Origin of the sequence: Pontibacter amylolyticus (genome assembly GCF_014638845.1) — a bacterium.
Classification (GTDB): domain Bacteria; phylum Bacteroidota; class Bacteroidia; order Cytophagales; family Hymenobacteraceae; genus Pontibacter; species Pontibacter amylolyticus.
The window spans coordinates 655,566-675,320 of record NZ_BMFP01000001.1 but is presented as its reverse complement, the minus strand read 5'-3'; the positions used below and the strand labels follow the sequence as shown (position 1 = coordinate 675,320).

Sequence of the window (19,755 nt, the reverse complement as noted above, 5' to 3'; positions counted from 1 at the left end):
GCCATATTACCGTTTTAACACAATTGTAAACACCCCTCTGAGAGCTACGCTCGCAAGTTTCGAACTCCCGTTCTCACTTGTCCTCAAGGGGAGAATTAGCTAGAACTTAACGGCCCTACCTTCACTAAGGGGAAATGCTTTACAACTCTTTAAACACCAGCTTGAAATCAGTGCCCTTGCCTGGCTCCGAACTTACGTCCAGCTTAATCCTGTGAAATTTGGCTACTGTCTGTACAATCGCCAGTCCCAGGCCATGACTTTCACCATCGGGGGCATGGTTGCGTTTGAAACGGCTGAAAATCTTCGGAAGCTGGTCTTCTGCTATACCTGTGCCGGTATCGCTTACACAAAGTTCATATCGGGTGTCTTTCCGTACGCCATCGATGTGAATACTGCCACCCTCTTTGTTGTACTTAATGGCGTTGTTCACCACGTTAAAAAGCATGGTAAAGAGCAGCGAATAGTTGGCTTTCTGCAGTACCGGGCTTTGTGAAAGAGACATGCTGATGGTGACGTTTTTCAGCTCAGCCCTGTCACTTATTTCATCCACCACGTCCTGCACCAAAGCCAGCAGATTAACCCGCTCGTTTTTTAGGTACTGTTCATTCTCAATCCGCGAGATCAGGAGAAGCGCCTGGATGATGCTTTTGAGGCGATGGAGGGTTTTCTGGTTTTCCACCAGCTTGAGAAGCACTGTGTCAGGCACTGCGAGGTCCGCCATCAGGTTCTCCAGGCGATTCTGTAAAATAGAGATGGGCGTGAGCAACTCGTGGGACACGTTCCCGATAAACTCCTTTTCCTTGCGGAAAGCTTCCTTTACCTGCCCCATCATGGTATTGATGGTTTCGTTCAGGAAGACGAAGTCGCTGGTGTTGGTGGGCAGTGGCGTGGGTTTGAAAGAATCCGGGTGCCCGATGCGCTGGAGTTTACGCAGGATGAGGGTGAGCGGGCGCAACAGCACCTTTATGAAAGCCAGGTCCATGAAAACGGTCAGCAGCACGACACTGAACAGAAAGTACAGCGCATACCTTTGCAGGGTGCTGCTTGTTTCCCGTATCGTGTCCAGGCTGCGGCCGATTTCAAGCAGATAGGTAGCGCCGTGCAGTTCAAACCCAAGACTCAGCACGCGGTATTCCACCACTTCATCCTCTACTTTCCGCAACGTGTTCTCTATGCGGTTGTTGATCTGAGACGGGTCGATGGGCTCCATGGAGATAAACTCCTCCTTCAACAGGTTGTAGCTTCCGTAGGTGTCGTCCGCTCCATCGGACAGAAACGACTCAAGCCCCCTTTCCTCAATAATATCAAACACCTGCTCCTTTTTCTGGAGCAGGCGCTGATCGGTGTTGTGCAGGGCGATGCGGTTGACGACAGGCGGCAACACCATTACCAGCACCAGCAGAATGATAATTTTGGTGGCCGCACTGAAAAGAGTGAGCTTGGACTGCAGTTTCATGCTACGCAACAAGTCGGTAACCTACGCCACGAACGGTTTCAAGCCAATCATTCGGGATGTACTCCGATAGCTTTTTGCGCAGGTTCTTAATATGCACATCAATGTAGTTGGAGTCATAGCTATCCTCCAGAACATTGCCCCATATATGCTCCGTGAGCTGCAGACGGGTCATGATGCGCTTGCGGTGCAACAGCATGTAATGCAGCAGGTCAAACTCCTTTTTGGTGAGCGAAATTTCAGTACCCTGGTAAGTCACTCGGCGGGCCATGCTGTCGAGCTCGATCCCTCGAAACTCCAGCACATGCGACTTTACCTGAAACTTGCGGCGCACGATCGCCTGCATGCGGGCCTGCAGCTCCAACAGCGAAAAAGGTTTGGGCAGGTAATCGTCTGCCCCCATCCCAAGTCCTTCGATCCGGTCTTCGAGGGCACCGCGGGCCGTGAGCACGATGATGGCGGGCTCATGTTCCAGTTGTCTGGTTTCCCGGAGAAGATCCAGCCCTTCGTAGTCGGGGAGACCCAGGTCCAGCAGGATGAAGTCGTAACGGTTTACCGCAATTTTCTCTGAGGCCTCACGTCCCGTGAAGGCCCAGTCACAGAGGTAGTGCTCCTGGGTAAGAAAGTGCATCAGTTCATTTGCCAGGCTAACCTCATCTTCTACTATGAGTACGTGCATGTTCGGGAGAGCTGTATGAGTAGGTGCTAAAACGTGTACTTCACGCTTAAAGTATAAAAGGACTGGGCGCGCGATTCGTCGCCTTTGATTTTGTTGACAGGTATAGCATATCGCCAGGACGGCTCGAACTCGAAGCTGCCATAATAAACCACCAGCGGCACTTTCAGCTCGTAGTTAAGCACTCTGAAGCGACTCACATTGGTTGTGGTGGTCGTGGTGGTGGTTTCCTCCGTTGTGCCGTCGTCCGGGTTTTTGCTGCCGCCTCCGGGCTTCAGAGGATCAAGGATGCCGCCTATGGGTCCGCTACCGGAAGAGCCTCCTGAGGCGGCTTTCTTACGGGTAGTGGTGGCTGTATGGGTCTCCGAAAAACGCTGTGTACCTGCTGTTATACTCACCTTCGGATCCAGCCCCACAGGTATGATGCCTTTCCAGATGGGGTTGAGCGGTATATAGCGCGAGTTCTCCAGCACGGTAAACACATCGTTGCCGCTACCGATGATGTAGCTGCCGGTCAGGGAGGTGTACACATACTTCCAGTCATAGGCGGTTTTTACCAACAGGGCATCCGTCGTGCTGGCATTTACCAGGGGCGTATGCTTTCCAAAGGTGAAGTGGGAGTAAGCCAGGTCCACCTCAAGTCGCTTGCGGATTTTAAAGCTATACCCTAAGGTCATATCCAGCTGGTCGATGTAGTCTTCGGTGTTGAAGAGCTGATAGGCTGAAACCGAAGCCCATAAACCCGTGCGGTGAACGTAAGTCACAGACGGGGCGACATAGGGGTAGCGTGTGGCGGTGTTGCGGCCAAAAAAAGATGAGTTGTTAGAAGCTTCCATCCCCAGTACCCACCACCCACTCCTGGTTGTGTCGCTGGCCGCCAGGGTCTCTGCCTGCACCGAAAAGGTGCCCAACAGGAGCAGCGGGAGCAGTGCCAACCCAATGCGTGTCCAAAATGTCTTCATCTGATTCATCTTTAGTAGCCTGGCAGTGCGAGTGGTTACCCAGACTGCCAGGCATTACTGAATTGGATAGGAATTAGTTACCTACTTTTATTTTGGAGCCTACGCCTACGTTCACAGCGCCGCCTACCTGCACAGGACGGTTAGAAACACCTGGCGTTACGACTCTCGTGGATTTGTTTACTGTGCTGCCAACTTTGGTAGTTGCTCCGGCACCTACACCTGCCTTGGTGCGGGATGCGCCGCTTGCTCTTGTTACACCGGCTGCACGGCTGGCGCCGCCTGTCACTCTGGCTTTGCTGGCTGCTTCGCCTTTCGCACTGACAGTAGCAGGCTTTTCCTTTACTTTAGCGGTGGCCACTTCTTTTACCTCCTGGCCTTTAGCCTGTCCGGAGGCCTGAGTGCCCTGCGCTGTTTCTACAACCGCCTGGCCATGTGATTGGGCATTCTCAGCCTGCGCTTTGCCATCGGCTTTTACTTTCGCTTCTGTCTGCTGGCTTACTTCTACGGCTGTCTCAGCGCCATTTCTGGTCGCCTGGCTCCCTTTAGCTTCTACTGCTGCTACATTGCTCTGTGCTACTTCAGCCACGGCATGACCGCGCTGTAATGCCAGCTCGCCTTCTGTAGCGGCTGTGCCCTTCAGGCTGTGAGCTGTTTCAGAAACAACCTGGCCATGGTTTTCCTGTGGAACTTTTTCGCCGTCCTGCGCGGGTGCTTCCGGAGCTGGCGAGGTTTCAGCCGGTTTGTTCTTGCCTTTCTTCACTTTCACTTTGGCAGTGCCTTCCAACGCCGCTTTTCCATTGGCTTTTCCTTTGGTAGAACCGGCGTCTGTTTCAGACTTGCCAGTCACACCTGATGTATGATTAGCGCTAATCGCTTCGCCTTTGTCGTTGGCAGTTACCTGTACCGACGTGTTAGAAGAGGTATTTACTGAGGTGTTGTTTGATTGGGCGAACACTGTTGCGGTGCTTAGCAGAGCTGCAGCAAGGATCGTTATTTTCTTCATGTCTCTAGTGGTTTTTATTAGATGATGCTCCAAAACTATAATGTCAAGATGAAGACAACATGAAGAACAGTTTTTTTTCGAAAATTTTTAAAATATTTTTTTCGGGACGCTTTTCCGACTGATTGATATAGTCACAAAACGGCCCTCTACCTGACATTTCGGGGTACGGAATGCCAGGCAGAGGGCTCGAATCTTTAGGATGACCTGTATTTTCCCTGATGTTAGCCTACGAACTGCAAGAGAGCATCGAGCAACCCGCTTTTTGCGAAGCCCACTCTGGTCTTGTCTGGAAAAACTCGTCAAATTTATTAGAGTACGGCTTCTTGATCGCTTCCTGTAGCTTTACAAAAAGGGCATCGTCGCCTTTCTCCAACCCTTCAATGGCCTGGTGCAACAGGTAGTTACGCAGCACAAAACGTGGGTTGGCTTTGCGCATCATATCCTGAGAATCTGCGCGTCTGATTTTGTTGGTGTTCAGTCGCTCCAGGTAGTTGCTGATCAAGGTATAGAGCGCTGTTTTTTGCTCTGAAGTAAGGTCATCATATAAGGCCTGCTTGAAGAAATCGGCCACAGCGTCTTCATCTTCTACGGACAGCGGCAAGTCGATGAGCAGCTGGTAGAAAATGGTCATATCAGGTTGTAATTCGGCCAGCGTTTTTTCAAACTGACTGATCAGATCTCGATCCAACTGTGTTACCTGGTCAAGACCCAATTTGCGGCCCATCATGGCATAATATTCCGTCCAGTATACATCTTTGAACGTTTCGAGCGTGGCAACCAGTTGGTCTTTATCGGCCAGGGGAAGCAGGGCACCGGCCAGGGCACCCAGGTTCCAGTAGCCGATGGAGGGCTGTTTTCCAAAGGCGTAGCGTCTGCCGGGCAGGTCGGTCGTGTTCGGGGTGAAGTTCGGATCGTAATTGTCCATGAAGGAGTAGGGGCCGTAGTCGATCGTGAGGCCGAGGATGGACATGTTATCGGTGTTCATCACGCCGTGCACAAAGCCTACGCGCATCCATTCCACCATTAGCTTTGCGGTGCGGTCCACCACTTCTTTGTACCAGTTAATCACTTTGTTCTCGCCTATAATATGCGGGTAGTAGCGGCTGATGGTCCAGTCGATGAGCTGGCGCAGGTTGTCGACTTCCTTGCGGGCGTTCAACATCTCGAAATTACCGAAGCGCAGGAAACTCAGTGCTACCCGCATCACGATCGCGCCCGGTTCGTAGGCCGCATTGCCGTTGTAGAACATGTCGCGCAGCACGGGCTCGCCGGTACTCACCAGGCTAAGGGCACGTGTAGTCGGCACGCCTAAATAGTGCATCGCTTCGCTCATCAAATACTCGCGCACCGAAGAGCGCAGCACGGCACGGCCGTCAGCACGACGGGAGTAGGGGGTGAGGCCGGCGCCTTTCAGCTGCAGTTCCCAGGTTTTACCATCGGGAGCTTCCCACTCGCCCAGCGTAATGGCGCGGCCGTCGCCCAGCTGACCCGCCCAGTTACCGAACTGGTGTCCGGCATAGCAGGCGGCGTAGGGGTACATGGTGTCTGTCACATGGTTGCCACCCAGTATGTCGATCTCCTGCTGCTCGCTTGGTCGGGCTATACCTAGCTCATCCGCAAGCTCATCGGACCAGGCCAGGAGCGTCACTTTCTCAACTGGCGTAGGCCTGGCTTTGCTGTAGAGCACACCTGGCGTCTGGCGTGGCGTGAGGGTGCCGCTATCGTCGCCTGCAAAGGCTTCTACAAATTCTTTTTTATAAATCTTTGAGCTCAGTTGCTCCATCTTATTCAGTTTTAGGTATAAGGTAGCTGGCCAGGGCATTTGTTTTAAACCTTTTGCCAGCCTTTTGATTTCTATTAACAAGATTTGTGCAAGATTAGTTAAATTTAGCAGACTATCCCTGTTTAACACATGGGATGGGGCCAGGCTATACCTTGCTACGCATCACCGAACAGACTTACCGCATCTATGTCAATCACCATATTCAGCCAGGGCCGGAACACGGGCCGCTGGGAAAATGCCCTGAAGGAACGCCGCCCGGGCTTAGAAGTACACGTTTATCCGGACACAGGCCCGGCCGAGGAAGTGGAATTCGCCCTGGCCTGGAACCATCCGCCGGGCGCTTTTGCAAACTTCCCCAATCTGAAATGCATTTCCTCCACCGGAGCAGGTGTCGATCATATTCTGCGCGACCCCGAGTTGCCGCAGGGCGTTCAAATCACCCGCATCGTGGACGAAGATCTGACGCAGGACATGGCTACTTTCGTGACCGCCCAGGTGCTCAACTATGTGCGCGGCCTGCACAAGTACAAGGAGGCAGAACGCAGCCATACCTGGGAGCAGCACAGGTATAAACGCACCTCCGATGTCGTGATTGGAGTGATGGGAATGGGCGTGCTCGGTACACACACGGCACAGCAGCTGAGTAAACTCGGCTTTAAGGTGCAGGGCTGGTCTCGTTCTCCCAAACTATTGGAAGGCATCGGGACTTTTGCCGGGATGGAGGAACTGCCTACTTTTCTGGAGAAGTCCAACATCCTGATCTGCCTGCTTCCTTTAACCAGGGAAACGGCCGATATTCTAAACAATGACACGCTGGGCAGGCTTCCCAAAGGAGCTTACGTCATCAACGTAGCGCGCGGCGAGCATGTGGTGGATGAGGATCTGATGGAACTGCTTGATCAGGGGCATTTGTCCGGGGCCAGTCTGGATGTGTTTCGGGAGGAGCCGCTGCCGGAGGAGCATCCGTTCTGGGAGCACCCGCTGATCCATGTCACGCCGCATATTGCCAGTATTACCAATCCGGCTTCGGCGGTGTCACAGATCCTGGAAAACTACGACCGCATGCGCCACGGGGAAGACCTCATCAATGTTGTATCAAAAACCAAAGGATATTAAATGAACCCATTTCACTACGCCTTCAAAGTGAAGGACATCGAATCGACGCGCCAGTTTTATGTGGACATTTTAGGCTGCCGGGAAGGGCGCAGCACCGAGCACTGGATCGATTTTGACTTTTTCGGTCACCAGCTCTCGGCTCACGTGAGTGCCAACATACCGGAGCCAGACTATTGCGGACAAGTAGCCGGGATTAGTGTGCCGGTGCCGCACTTTGGCTGTCTGCTCAGCTACGAGCAGTTCGACCAGGTTCTCGACCGACTGGTGCAACATGCTATACCTTTCGTGGTGGAGCCCTATACCCGCTACGAAGGCCAGGTAGGAGAGCAGCGCACCATGTTCATCCTCGACCACAGCAAGAACCCGCTTGAGTTCAAGGCCTTTAAAAATCCGGAGGAGGTGTTTGCTTCCTGACCAGTTGCTATACCTGCTCTAACAGCAAAGGCCAGCCTGTAATTGCTACGGGCTGGCCTTTGTGCTTTTCTCAGGTATAGCTATACCTATACCTGAAGCAGGCTATACCTAGTCTTGGTTTAGGTCAGGCCGCCTGACCGCATAGATCAACTCGTCCTGGTATTCCCCATTCTTGTAAAAAGTCTTCTCCAGCTTTGCCTCCAGCACAAAACCGGCTTTCTCCAGTGCCCGTTGCGAGCCGATGTTATACCCAAAGGGCCGGGCATAGATGCGCGTGATGTTCCAGTTGACGAAGCCGTAGTCCACCATCTGGCGGATAGCCTCCGTGATAATGCCTTTGCCCCAGAAAGGCTCGGCCAGCCAGTAGCCCATCTCGGCGTTCTTCCGGTAGATGTCCTGCTGCAGATGTAACCCTATACCTCCGGCTGCCTCGCCTTCGATGGCAATCGCCAGAATGTTGGGCGGGTCGTTTTGGGTCGCCATTTCTATAAATGCCCTACCCTTCTCGTAGGTATAGGGATGCGGAAAAACATCCGCCATGTTGCGTGCTATGTTGAAATTGTCCCCATACCGCACCAGGCTGTCGAGGTCCTCTATGGTCCAGGGGCGTAGTTTGAAGTTCATCATGTGGCTGATTCAGGTATAGCCTTTTAAGGTCCGTTATTTCAAGCGCTGCTTAAAAAAGTCGACAGTCCGCTGCCAGGCGAGTTCGGCGGCTGCTTTGTCGTAGCGTGGCGTGGTGTCGTTGTGAAAGCCGTGGTTGGTGCCCGGATAGAAGTGAGCGGTGTACTTTTTGTTGTGCGCTTTCAAAGCCTCCTCGTATGCCGGCCAGCCTTCGTTTACACGTTCATCATGCTCGGCATAGTGCAGCAGGAGGGGCGCCTTGATCTGGGCTACATCCTCCACCGGCGCCTGCCCGCCATAAAATGGAACGGCAGCCGCCAGATCAGGTATACGCACGGCCATCATGTTCGAGATCCAGCCGCCAAAGCAGAAGCCCACCACACCGGCTTTGCCAGTGCATCTTTTATGGTTTTTGAGGTAATCGTGTGCCGCTATAAAGTCCTCGAGCATTTCGATGCGGTCGCGCTGGCTCTGCAAAGTACGTCCCTCGTCATCGGTGCCGGGATAGCCTCCCAGCGGCGTGAGGGCATCTGGCGCAAGTGTGATGAATCCAGCCAGTGCCGCTCTTCGGGCTACATCCTTGATATGCGGATTCAGTCCCCGGTTTTCATGCACGACCACCACACCCCCAAGCCTTTTCTTCGCCTTGGCCGGCATCGACAGCAGCGCCTTTATCGGCCCCCCGCCTTTGGGAGAGTGGTAGGTAATATACTCCGAAATGATGCGCGGATCGTCTGCCGCTAGCTGTACCTTGCCCTTGTAATCCGGCATCAGGAAGCTCGCAAGCGAACCAACCGTAAGCCCGCCCACCGCATAGATCGAGAGCTTCTGCATAAAATCCCGCCGGTTGATGCGGTTGTGGGCATAATCATCGTACAGGTCAAACACTTCCTGCTTGATGTCTTCTTTTTTGATCTCGTCCATAGGGGGTGGCTGATTTGTTCTAGATTAGTGATGTGGCTTTGCTATACCTGATAGGATTCTACGAAGCGCTGAAACATCCTTTAAGTTAATGAAAATGAGTGGGGAAACAGTTGGTAAAGACTTAGATTATTTTGACTCTGATCAAGCGTGTAACGGATAAGTGCAGTCTAAGTTTGAAGCGGAGCAAGGGTTAAGGCTGCGCCGGGATACCTCTCGTCGTTTTTATTAGTCCACGTAGGTTTCTTTTATCACACTTTTGCAGGAAGCTGCTTCTGAGGGGCTCAGATTTCCTAACACTTTAACAATGCGGACTTTGTCAATAGTCCTTATCTGGTCAATTACCACCCACCCGACTTGATTGTTGTGCTTTACTTTCACACGAGTAGGATAGCTACGGCTCTTGGGGGTCATCGGTGCGATAACTACTGTTCTTAGGTTATGATTAATCTCATCAGGGGATATCACGACACATGGCCTTGTTTTCTGTATTTCACTTCCTACAGTAGGGTCCAGATTCACCAGGACTATTTCATATTGACTTATTTCCATTCGTCAAAGCTTTCATCACCAAACACATCATCCAGTAAAAGCTGGTCATCACCGTTCTCGTGCATTTTCTTGAATGCCTTATCCCAGCCTTTCCTTGGATGCTCAACTGGCTTTAAAATAATCTGCCCCTTTTCCAGAATTAGCTCAACTTTATCCTTGATGTTATACCTTTCCAGAATGGATTTTGTCAGCCGTAATCCCTTGGAATTTCCTATTTGAATGATTGATACTTCCATAGTATTTTTATTTAATGTAATTACAAAGTTATTACATTAACGCTTAATTACAAGACAAAGTTCTATAGATTACTATGACAGGTAACGGACTGGGCTATAGGATGGCGAAGCTAACCTATAGGTGTGGTTGGGGATGTGTTCTTTTATTACTAACATTTGCCTATCAATCCTACTCTATAGATTTATTACGTTTTGAATTTCTTCTTTTCAAGTACACTACCGTTGCTATCAGTAGTCCTATAATAATGAAGACCAATAGAATTGAATTAGTTGTTCTTGTTGGAATATTATGACCAGAACCTATTGCCATAATCCAAAACAATAGATTAGCTACCCCTAAAAGTATAAGAACACCCAAGCATATATTTAATAAAACCTTCATTCTGCTGTTCTTCAAGAGTAAGTTTTACTTCTATGGTTAATTTATACTTTTGAATATGCCCCAACTATTGTGTAAAAGGAATTCTATTCCGGTTATCTGCACTGTGTATGGAGTCCCACAGTAATAGCTTCAAAAGCTGAAAACTTCCATAGCGCTTTACTAATATAGTGCTTTTACAGAAACTCTCCACCTGACCCACTAATTTTCCTGCGTCTATTTGATTGTTGAGGTAAAAATTATGTAAATCAAGCCATTAAGGTGAAGTATTAGGTTTTTTCTGAGTGTGTTCAGCAATTTCTCGCGCCAGGAAATAGACAGTATGATACTCATGCAATGTAGGAAAAACCAGTAAGCGTACATAAACGCAACTATACGTTTCAGAAAACGGATGTTGCATCTATCAGCGTTGGGCTTGGCCAGTTTTCGCCTGACAAGTTGCACCTTAAGGAAATGCTATACCTACCGCACTATCTTTAAATTCCGGCCTCTCTTCAGCAAGGTATAAAACTGCTCGCGGTGTTTCCGGAAGGCGTAGGTGGAGAGGAAAGCGGCGGTCGATCCAAGTAGCATGGAGCCGAGCACGTCGCTGGGGTAGTGCACGCCCAAGGCCAGCCTGGAGTAGGCCACAAGCAGGGCCCAGGTCAGGATGAGGCCGCGTAGGGTGGGGTTGCGGAACATCAGCACAAGCACTACGGCCGACGTGAAAGCATAGGCCGTGTGGCCGGAAGGGAAGGAGGTACTACTAGCCTCCGCAATCTGCTCAATCGTGTCGTGCGTCACATAGGGGCGGGGACGATCGACGGTGTACTTCAGCAGGCCAATGAACAGAATGTTCAGCCCCATGGCAAACACATACTGGTAAGCCTTCAACTTAAGCGAAGCTATCTTCCTGAAATGCCCCGCCAGGTATAGGCAAAGCGGTACCATGGCACCAAGTCCGTAGGCAGTAACAGTCAGGGTAAGCAGCACGAAGTCGAGGTCTGTAGCACGGCTTCCATTAAGCAGTTGCAGAGTAGCCAGGTCCAGGTTTGCGAAGGTTTCGAAGAGGGTGGTAGTGAGTATGAGCAGAAATGCCAGATGCGGAAGCAGAAACATGGGTAAGCTTTAATATTTTCAAGTACTGCTTCCTATACGTGGCTTTTCTAATTTGATTGTCTGAAAACAGCATAAAATACAGCCAATCAGCTAAGGCGCTTCTTATACCCAATGCCTTATACCTACAAAAAAAGAACAACAAATGTTGTAACCTTCTCCAAAACTGAAGTTACCTATTGTATACACTACCCTGGTGCTGCTCATCCCTTGGCAGCCTGTGTGTAAAATAAATTTGAAAACCCTGTAAGGTTTTAGCAACCCGGTCGTCTCCCTAATGGGGAGGCGCAGCAAGATGGCAGATTTAATTTTGTGCGGATGCAACTATACAGCGGAATGCGTGTCTTTAGCTTACACCCCACGAATACAAAAGCGAAAAAATAAAATCATAATTCTATAGACTATGAAAAAAAGTGTACTTTTTTTGATGGGAATGCTATGTCTTCTCCTGTCCGTTTCAGGTGCCGCATGGGCGCAGGAGGCAGGTAAAATATCCGGAACACTTTCCGATTCGCTCACCGGCAAGCCCATTGAGTATGCAACAGTCGCCCTGCTCCAGTCAGGCAATACGCAGGCACTGCAAAGCGCACTCACCGATGCCAATGGCCGCTTTTCCTTCACGGCAGTAGCGCCTGGCAATTACCAGTTGGCCATCAGCTTCCTGGGCTATCAGAAGAAATTTATGAGTCAGGTGGTAGTCAGTGCGGCAAAACCGGAAGCTACAGTCGGGAACATCAGGCTGGTACCCAGCACAACCCAGCTGAAGGAAGTTACGGTGGAAGGGCTCCGCCCCACCATCACCCAGGAAGCCGACCGCATGGTGGTAAGCATTGAGGGGACGGCACTGGCCGCAGGCCGGACAGCCTATGATGTGCTGGCCACCTCGCCGGGCGTGTTCATAGACCAGGAAGGCAACATACAGCTGAATGGCAGGGCAGGGGTAACCATTATGCTGGATGGAAAACTGACCTACCTCTCCGCCCGCGACCTGCGCTCGCTGCTCGAAGGTATGTCAGCCGAGAACATCCGCAACATCGAGATCATCACCAACCCCTCGTCCAAGTACGATGCGGAAGGTTCCTCAGGTATACTTAACATCAACCTTAAAAAGAATACTGTGCAAGGTTTGAATGGCAGTGTGTATGCTGGAGGAAACTACAACTTTAAGCAGTACGGCTACAGCACAGGAGCCAGCATTAATTACAGAACCGGACCCTGGAATTCTTTCCTGAACCTGGACATGGCACGCCGGGTAGGGGGGCGCGATGCCACCTTCACCCGTGTGTTCAAAGGCGATGAATCCTCCACCTACTTCGACCAGGTGGCGGATGGCAATTATAAGGTGGAAGGCCCGCCTGCTGTTCGTCTGGGAACAGACTACAGCTTTAACGACCGGCACAGCGTAGGCGTCATGGGTTACTATGCCACTAACCAGTTGCATGCTGACTTCCTGACAGAGACTTATATTGGGCCTTCGCCTGACCAGCCAACCCAGTTTATAGATGCGGATAATTTCAACCAGAACCGCTTTTCTAACAGAACGGCCAATCTGCACTATATGGGCAAGTATGACACCCTGGGCACGACACTCACCGCCGATCTGGACTTCGTTAAGATCAAGAACAGGGGAGACGCCGACTTCTACAACTACTACTACGATCTCACCAATCCGGGAGCCGTTACGCAGGATTTCCTGTATACCAACACGCCTAACGAGTTCGATATTTATGCTGCCAAAGTAGATTTTACGAAACCGCTGGCCCAAGGGCGTAAGTTGGAAGTAGGAGCAAAAGCCAGTCGGGTGATATCCGACGCCGACTCCCGCTTTTACTTTAATAACGCCGAAGTGCCGGTGCTGGACACCAAGCGTACGAACCATTTTGTGTACGATGAGAACATTTATGCCGCCTATGTGAATTTCAACACTAAACTTACTGAGCGGTTTAGCTTGCAGTCAGGCTTGCGGGCAGAGCAGACCCAGTCGAAAGGGGAGTTGCTGACCACAGGGGATGTAACGAAGCGCAGTTACCTCAACTTTTTCCCAAGTTTGTTTCTGCAGCAAAAGGTAAGCGAGGACTACCAGATCAACTATAATTACAGCCGCCGCCTGCAACGCCCGAATTACGGACAGCTCAATCCCTTTTTCGCCTACCGCGACCCCTTTACCTATTGGCTGGGAAACCCAGACCTTAAGCCACAGTATACCAACGCGTTCAGCATCTCTCAGGTGTTTAAGAAGGCTTACAACCTGACCCTGAGCTATCAGCACACGCAGGATGTTATTGTAGAGCTGGTCGCTATTGATCCTGAAACGGCCACCACCGTGTATTATATCGGCAACGCAGACGACTCAAAAAATCTGAGTCTGACAGCTAATGTGCCCTACAGTGTCATGAAAAACTGGGAGTCGAACAACACACTGATAGTGGCTTATAACGAATACAATGTCGCGATTGACAATGGACAGACTGTAAACGACCAGGTGTTCTATATGCTACAGTCTAACCATACCATCCTGTTACCTAAAAAAGTAAAGCTGGAGCTAAACGGAGTATACCAAGGGCCTAGTGTGTACGCCCTCTACCGTGCCGATGCGCGCTGGTGGTTAAATGTGGGGGTCAAAAAGAGCTTTATGGATGATAAACTGGACTTGAGCATCAACGCCAACGATATTTTTGGAACGCAGCACCTGATCATTGGAGCTACGCTGGGTGAGGGCAACGTGAGTGACTGGGATCAATATTTCCGACAGCGTAACATCAGTTTTACCCTGCGTTACAAGTTTGACAGAGGCGCTAAAGTAGAAGAGCGCCGCCGCAACAATCTGGAAGAACTGAACCGCACAGGCGGTTGATCGAATTATTGCTTGTTTGTAATGGTGAGAATAAAGGGGCTTTCTGAGCCCCTTTAACTTTTATGGGCAGGCAGTGTTCAGCTTTTATGGGCAGGCAGTGTTCAGCATTTTTGCTCCTTTTACCCGAAAAATAAGTGCCGGAATGCTGTAACTTTTCCTCAAACCGGAGTTTCTATAGATGAACACCAAAACATCCTGCTCATTTGGAAATATTGACTGACAATGCTTTGATGCTACAGGTCAAGTCTGGTGACCTTGACAAGCTCAGCCTGCTCTTTAAGCGGTATGGCAAAAGCCTGTATGGCTTCTATTTCCGCTTTACCCGGAATGCTGAGCTGAGCGAGGACCTGGTGCAGGATGTTTTTGAGCGGGTGCTCAAGTACCGCCATACCTTCCGGGGAGATGGCAAGTTTGTCACCTGGCTCTATCACCTGGCCCGCAACGTGCTGGCCGACCACATTAAAAAGGCAAAGAAAGCTGGCATTACCACTGACATCGACGGGAAACAGGATGTGTTGGCGGACCTCACGGTTCCGGGGGAAGCGAGGCAAAAAGAAGAGCACCTGCTGCTCATGGAAAGGGCCCTCGACCAGCTGAGCAACGACAAAAAGGAGCTGCTCCTGCTAAGCAAACTGCAGGGGGTGAAATACAAAGACATTGCGGAGCTGCGCGACTGCACCGAAGCAAATGTAAAGGTCCGGGTGTTCCGGGCAATAAACGACCTACGGGAGGTCTTTTTGAAATTACAGGCGAAAGGTATAAACATATGAACACCGAGAGACACGAAGAACTGATCCTGGACTATCTGACTGGAAATCTGGATGAAGCCCAACAGCAGGAATTTGAAACCCTGGTGGAAACAGGCATGATACCTGCCGCCGAGCTGGAAGCAACACAGGCTGCCTACAATGCATTTTACACCCTGCCAGCGCCGGAACCGGGCCCTGGACTGGAGGCCAAATTCAACCACCTGCTGGCTGCCGAAAAGCAAAAGGTAATGCCTTCAGGGGCCGCTTTTTCCTGGGGAGACCTTTGGCAACAACTGAATATTTTTCTGAGCCCGGCCAAGTTTGCCTATACCCTGGTCATCTTTTTTGCCGGCTTTTTAGTGGCCTGGCTCGCCTTCTCGCCAAAGCAGCAACAGCAGCAGGACCCTGATGTAAAAATGCTGGCCACGGAGCTGAGCCAGATGAAGCAGGTGCTCTTTACAACACTCATCGAGCAGCCCCTGGCTGTGGACCGGTTGCGGGCCGTGAATATCTCGCAGGAGATGACGAACGCCGATAGCCGGGTGATTGATGCCTTGTTCAACTCCCTTAACAACGACCCTAACGTGAATGTGCGGCTTGCGGCTGTGGAGGCCCTGAAAAACCACACGGCAAGACCGGAGGTGAGGGCTGGGCTGATCCTATCCATCAGTCAGCAGGACTCGCCCATGGTACAGGTCGCCCTGGCTGACCTCATGCAGGCCCTGCAGGAGAAGGAAGCGGTGCCGCAGCTCAAGCAGCTCCTGCAGGACGAAAGCACCAACGAGCTGGTGAAAGATAAAATCAAAGAAAGTATAAACGTCTTAATCTAATACTATGAAAGTCATTCGATCCCTAATGTTACTTGTGGCATTCCTCACTGTCAGCAGTGGGCTGATGGCGCAGGACCACACCGAAAAGATCGTAAAGGAGCTGCGCTTTAACCGCAAGTCACCAGGCAATGTGGTTAAGATCGAGAACATCGATGGGTTTGTGCATGTGGAGACGCATAAAAGCGATAAGGTGTTGATCGAAGTGGAGCGCATCATCAAACCAGGCACAGCAGACGGATTGGCGAAATCGAAGGAGCTGAGCCTCGAGTTTGAAGTGAGCGGCGACAGCATCATCAGTTACCTGAAAGCGCCTTACATCCAGTCGCACAGAACGGGCTCTTCCAATCGGGGCGTGAATATCACAAAAGATCTCGGGTACAGGTTCACCCACAATTTCACAATCAAGGTACCGCAGAACACCAATATCTCCCTGATTACCATTAACAACGGTGACGTGAAGGTCAAAGACCTTACGGCCAGCTATATTCATGCTGCCAATGTAAACGGGGCCATCCTGCTGGACAATATCTCGGGAGACGTAGACGCCAAAACAGTGAATGGGAGCGTGGTGGCCAAATACCGCGAAAACCCAAAAAAGCAGGCGAGGCTGGAAACGCTGAACGGCAACGTTGAGCTGCTGTACCGTAAGTCGCTTTCAGCCACCATCAGCTTCAGCGCCTTCAACGGCGACTTCTACACCGACCTGGAAGACCTGCAGCAACTGGCTCCGAAAGTAGAGAAAGTGAGCAATCGAAGCGGCGCCACCACAACCTATAAACTCGGAAAAGAATCAACTTATAAAACGGGAACAGGAGCGGCCTTACTGCATCTGAAAACCTTTAACGGGAATGTAATTGTGAAAGCACAAAGCTAAACTGCCAAACCCGGCCACATACATTAACTAAAAAAAAAGAACCCATGAAACGCAACATCCTTTTTTTTATATTTCTGATGCTGAGCACCTCTTTATTTGCTCAGAGTACAACCGGAGAAGAGATTACGGTTCCCCTTACAAAGCCGAACAACACCGGCAGCCTGGAGATTAGCCTGGTAACCGGTTCCATCAGCGTGACAGGCACCAAGGGCAAAGAAGTGGTCATCAAGGCAAGTGCTGGCGAAAGCCGGGCAAAGGAACGTGAAGATGCCGGTGGTCTGAAGCGCATCCCGAACACCAACCTGGGCCTGACGGTTACAGAGCAAAACAACCAGGTGCATGTAAGCACCGAAGCCGTGAACAGGAAAGTGAACCTGGAGATACAAGTGCCCCAGAACTTCAGTCTGCGGCTCGCCACCGTCAATGGCGGCGACCTGACCGTAAGCAATGTGAACGGTAACCTGGAACTCGCCAATGTGAACGGCAGCATCCTGCTGGAGAACGTCTCGGGCAATGCAGTGGCCAACACAACCAATGGCAACGTGAAAGCCAATATCCTGCGCTGGGACGGCAAGTCGCCGATGGCCTTTTCGACCCTGAACGGGAACGTGGATATTACGCTGCCAGCCAACTCAAAATTCAACACTAAGCTGCGATCGGACAGGGGAGAAGTATACACCGATTTTGAGATGACCCGGGAGGCTTCGCAGGCACAGGTGAAAACCGGCACCCGAAATGAGAAAGGGATTTACCGGGTGAGCACCGCAGATTTTATCACCGGCAAAGTAAATGGCGGCGGGCCAGAGATCCTGATCAAGAACATGAACGGCAACATCTACCTTCGCAAAGCCGCCAAATAACTACCGGTATCAGGTATAGCTTTTCTGAAATTTCCCTATCTATTAAGCTCCTGTTCCCGTAAGCAAAAGGAAAAAAGAAAGACTATGAAAACCAATACAGCAAAACCCTCAAACCCTTTGAACTACCTGATGGAAAATCCGGGCGAGATCATGAACGTGTTTAAGAATCCCGGCAAGTTCGGACTGGACACCTACAACGGCCTGGACACGAAGCAGAAACAGTATGTGCTCTTCGCTGTGGGTGCCGGCCTGATCGGCTACGGCATTTACCTGGGGATGAACAAAAAGTAAGTGTCTGGACATCAACCTGCTGCGCCAACTTTCGTATACCTGGTATAGACATTATGTTATCGTTCAGACAGGCGTAAACCTGAATTAAAGCTTGTAGAAGCTTTTGGAAGAATTGCTTCCATGTTTGACGGAACATGAAAAGGAAAGACCTGCTATAAGCATCGCTTAAAGCAGGTCTTTCTGTTTTTATACCTGGCTGTCGGCAGGCTATTTCTTTTTTTTGCCTGTGCCCTTGCGGGAATGCCGGAGTTTGTGCTGCTCTTCTTTCAGCACCTTGAACTCCTCGTTCGGAACCGTGACCGTATACTCCACCGACGACAGCACGTGCTCCTGTTCAAACTCGTCGTACGCTAGCAGTACCGACAGAAACCTGTTCTCGTTCAGCACATAGTCCCCATCTTCCTTGTCATACACATCAAAATCGTACTCGCCTTCCTGCAGGTGTTTCTCAGGTTTGCGGGCCAACTGATCTCCGGTGATCACGAGCGGCTCATCCAGCTCCACCTCCAGGTTGAAGGGCTGGAAGTACTTGCCATCCTTCTTGTAAGTCACGTATTCGATCTTGTCCACCTCGATGGCTATGCCTGCATTGCGGTCGTCGCGCTTGTTTTTAATGTTGAGAATGTTGCCCGTCAGTTTCATGCTGCAAAATTACGCTTATAATTGAAACAAGCCCTAACTTTACCTCTCCATTAAACCCTGAGCCGCCCTGCAGGTATAGGAAGCAATCCTTTCTAACTCACCGGGCTTCAGAATTGACCATTTTCCATGTCTACGGCCGATACAAACGATTTTTTTATAGAACAACGGAGCAGCGCTGAGATCAAGTCGGAGCTGCTGAACGAATTTTTTAAGGCCTGGTGCAGTGCCCAGCTGCAGGGGCAGCGCTATAAAACCAACCCGGTGCTGGCCTTCATCGACCTCTACGCCGGCGACGGAAAGCCGGAAGACGGCAAGCCCGCCGCGCCTGTCCGAGTGCTCAACAGCATTTTCGGCGCAACTGACAAGTACAACCTGAACAAAGTGGTGCGCACCTTTTTCAACGATGAAAAGAAGACCGTTACCGCCAAACTAAAGGAGAACCTGCAGCAACTGCCTTACTACGCAGATTTGCAGCACAAGCCCGTTTTGCTGCACGAAGAAACCAGCCTGGCCGCGCTAGCCAAGCTCCTCGGCAACGATGTGCCCACCCTGCTATACCTGGATCCGTTCGGTTACGAGTTTTCGCAGCAGCTGCTCTTGCAGTCGGTGCGCCGCTGGGGGCTCGATCTCTTCATGCTCTTCACGCCAGCCAAACTGCGGGCAGCAGTGCAGGGCGCTACGGACGACAGCATCATGGCCGACGTGTTTGGCAAAGAGCGCCTGCAGAAGATCCGCGAGTTCTGTGACCGCTACCAGGATGCCGGTCAGCGCGAAGACTTCATGGTGGATCAGTTCGAGGACGTTTTCCGGGAGAAGGATTACAAGACGTTCCGTTTCAAGATCAGTCTGCCCAAAAAGAACCAGACAAGTCACTACCTGTTTTTTGTATCGAAGAACGATGCACCTTACATGAAAATGAAAGAGCTCATGCTCATGTACAGCGACTACCAAGAAGACGGCGTGCCGCTTTTCGGAGCCAACATCAAACACCAGTTGTCGCTGTTCCAGGAGCAGTACCGCTACTCGATCAAAAACCTGATCACCGATCTGGCCGGTAAACGCGCCTATTACCATAACCTGCCAATCGACAGCATTTACCGGCATCACAACATCGGCACGAATTATATCCGGGGCAATTACAAAGAAGCGTTAGAGGCGTTGAAAGCGGAGGGAGTAGTGGAGGCGATTAATCCTGTTTCCCGACAACCGATGCGGAAGGTTGCGTTTACTTCGATTATTGGGTATAAGTAATAGGGGAGTGGTTTTCGCCTGGCCAGCGGGGCTTATTGCAGGTATAGCTTCATAGCGCGAGCGTCCTCGCTCGTGTCTTATATGGTGGGGCCTCTGGCCCAGGTATAGCTTACTTGGTTTTTTAGCTACGGCTGTTGCAGGTATAGCAACCTGTTTTGTTCTATAGCTTGCCCTGGCCGGGCGGGCCTTG

The 19,755-nt window shown here is 51.0% G+C and carries 20 protein-coding genes; 9 read left to right on the top strand and 11 right to left on the bottom strand.

The features are described from left to right. Positions 1-139: 139 nt before the first annotated feature. The 5 genes from IEV97_RS03035 to IEV97_RS03015 form a co-directional block, all read right to left on the bottom strand. Positions 140-1,456, bottom strand: coding sequence for a sensor histidine kinase (locus IEV97_RS03035; RefSeq protein WP_188500017.1), 1,317 nt, complete (start codon positions 1,454-1,456; stop codon positions 140-142). Position 1,457: 1 nt separating this feature from the next. Next, positions 1,458-2,132 (bottom strand): response regulator transcription factor, encoded by a 675-nt coding sequence (locus IEV97_RS03030; RefSeq protein ID WP_188500016.1) that lies wholly within the window; start codon positions 2,130-2,132, stop codon positions 1,458-1,460. Positions 2,133-2,158: 26 nt separating this feature from the next. After that, a complete protein-coding gene (locus IEV97_RS03025; RefSeq protein ID WP_188500015.1) occupies positions 2,159-3,091 on the bottom strand; it encodes a hypothetical protein in 933 nt (310 codons plus the stop codon). 73 nt (positions 3,092-3,164) lie between these two features. Next, on the bottom strand, positions 3,165-4,094 hold the full coding sequence (locus tag IEV97_RS03020) for a hypothetical protein (RefSeq protein WP_188500014.1): 930 nt from the start codon (positions 4,092-4,094) through the stop codon (positions 3,165-3,167). 226 nt (positions 4,095-4,320) lie between these two features. Next, positions 4,321-5,877, bottom strand: a complete 1,557-nt coding sequence (locus IEV97_RS03015) for a protein adenylyltransferase SelO (RefSeq protein ID WP_188500013.1) — start codon at positions 5,875-5,877, stop codon at positions 4,321-4,323. Between the two features lie 186 nt (positions 5,878-6,063). On the opposite strand from IEV97_RS03015, the gene IEV97_RS03010 reads away from it, so the two are divergent. Together IEV97_RS03010 and IEV97_RS03005 are read left to right on the top strand one after the other, a co-directional pair. Next, positions 6,064-6,993, top strand: a complete 930-nt coding sequence (locus IEV97_RS03010) for a 2-hydroxyacid dehydrogenase (protein WP_188500012.1) — start codon at positions 6,064-6,066, stop codon at positions 6,991-6,993. Then, the gene (locus tag IEV97_RS03005) at positions 6,994-7,407 is read left to right on the top strand and encodes a VOC family protein (RefSeq protein ID WP_188500011.1); all 414 of its coding nucleotides are present in this window, start codon (positions 6,994-6,996) and stop codon (positions 7,405-7,407) included. A 108-nt stretch (positions 7,408-7,515) separates the two neighbouring features. On the opposite strand, the gene IEV97_RS03000 is transcribed toward IEV97_RS03005, so the two are convergent. The 5 genes from IEV97_RS03000 to IEV97_RS02980 form a co-directional block, all read right to left on the bottom strand. After that, positions 7,516-8,034, bottom strand: a complete 519-nt coding sequence (locus IEV97_RS03000) for a GNAT family N-acetyltransferase (RefSeq protein WP_229733760.1) — start codon at positions 8,032-8,034, stop codon at positions 7,516-7,518. Between the two features lie 33 nt (positions 8,035-8,067). After that, entirely contained in the window at positions 8,068-8,955 is an 888-nt protein-coding gene (locus IEV97_RS02995; protein WP_188500010.1) for a dienelactone hydrolase family protein, read from the bottom strand. Positions 8,956-9,180: 225 nt separating this feature from the next. Continuing rightward, a complete protein-coding gene (locus IEV97_RS02990) occupies positions 9,181-9,504 on the bottom strand; it encodes a type II toxin-antitoxin system PemK/MazF family toxin (protein WP_188500009.1) in 324 nt (107 codons plus the stop codon). Continuing rightward, positions 9,495-9,740 carry an AbrB/MazE/SpoVT family DNA-binding domain-containing protein gene (locus IEV97_RS02985; protein ID WP_188500008.1) on the bottom strand — a complete coding sequence of 82 codons (246 nt, stop codon included), beginning with the start codon at positions 9,738-9,740 and terminating at the stop codon, positions 9,495-9,497. The genes IEV97_RS02990 and IEV97_RS02985 overlap by 10 nt, the downstream gene beginning before the upstream one ends. 841 nt (positions 9,741-10,581) lie before the next feature. Next, entirely contained in the window at positions 10,582-11,217 is a 636-nt protein-coding gene (locus IEV97_RS02980) for a phosphatase PAP2 family protein (RefSeq protein WP_188500007.1), read from the bottom strand. A gap of 400 nt (positions 11,218-11,617) precedes the next feature. On the opposite strand from IEV97_RS02980, the gene IEV97_RS02975 reads away from it, so the two are divergent. The 6 genes from IEV97_RS02975 (at position 11,618) to IEV97_RS02950 (ending at position 17,672) form a co-directional block, all read left to right on the top strand. Continuing rightward, positions 11,618-14,068 (top strand): TonB-dependent receptor, encoded by a 2,451-nt coding sequence (locus IEV97_RS02975; RefSeq protein WP_188500006.1) that lies wholly within the window; start codon positions 11,618-11,620, stop codon positions 14,066-14,068. Between the two features lie 203 nt (positions 14,069-14,271). After that, a complete protein-coding gene (locus IEV97_RS02970; RefSeq protein ID WP_188500005.1) occupies positions 14,272-14,838 on the top strand; it encodes an RNA polymerase sigma factor in 567 nt (188 codons plus the stop codon). Continuing rightward, a complete protein-coding gene (locus tag IEV97_RS02965; protein ID WP_188500004.1) occupies positions 14,835-15,647 on the top strand; it encodes a HEAT repeat domain-containing protein in 813 nt (270 codons plus the stop codon). The genes IEV97_RS02970 and IEV97_RS02965 overlap by 4 nt, the downstream gene beginning before the upstream one ends. Positions 15,648-15,651: 4 nt before the next feature. Further along, entirely contained in the window at positions 15,652-16,521 is an 870-nt protein-coding gene (locus IEV97_RS02960) for a DUF4097 family beta strand repeat-containing protein (RefSeq protein WP_188500003.1), read from the top strand. 44 nt (positions 16,522-16,565) lie between these two features. Next, the gene (locus IEV97_RS02955) at positions 16,566-17,381 is read left to right on the top strand and encodes a DUF4097 family beta strand repeat-containing protein (protein ID WP_188500002.1); all 816 of its coding nucleotides are present in this window, start codon (positions 16,566-16,568) and stop codon (positions 17,379-17,381) included. Between the two features lie 84 nt (positions 17,382-17,465). Next, positions 17,466-17,672 carry a hypothetical protein gene (locus tag IEV97_RS02950; RefSeq protein ID WP_188500001.1) on the top strand — a complete coding sequence of 69 codons (207 nt, stop codon included), beginning with the start codon at positions 17,466-17,468 and terminating at the stop codon, positions 17,670-17,672. A gap of 207 nt (positions 17,673-17,879) precedes the next feature. Here the strand turns inward: IEV97_RS02950 and IEV97_RS02945 are convergent, their stop codons facing one another. Beyond that, positions 17,880-18,314, bottom strand: coding sequence for a hypothetical protein (locus IEV97_RS02945; RefSeq protein WP_188500000.1), 435 nt, complete (start codon positions 18,312-18,314; stop codon positions 17,880-17,882). Positions 18,315-18,440: 126 nt separating this feature from the next. Between IEV97_RS02945 and tcmP the strand changes: the two genes are divergently transcribed. Beyond that, positions 18,441-19,565 (top strand): three-Cys-motif partner protein TcmP, encoded by a 1,125-nt coding sequence (gene tcmP / locus IEV97_RS02940; protein WP_188499999.1) that lies wholly within the window; start codon positions 18,441-18,443, stop codon positions 19,563-19,565. Positions 19,566-19,755: the final 190 nt, after the last annotated feature.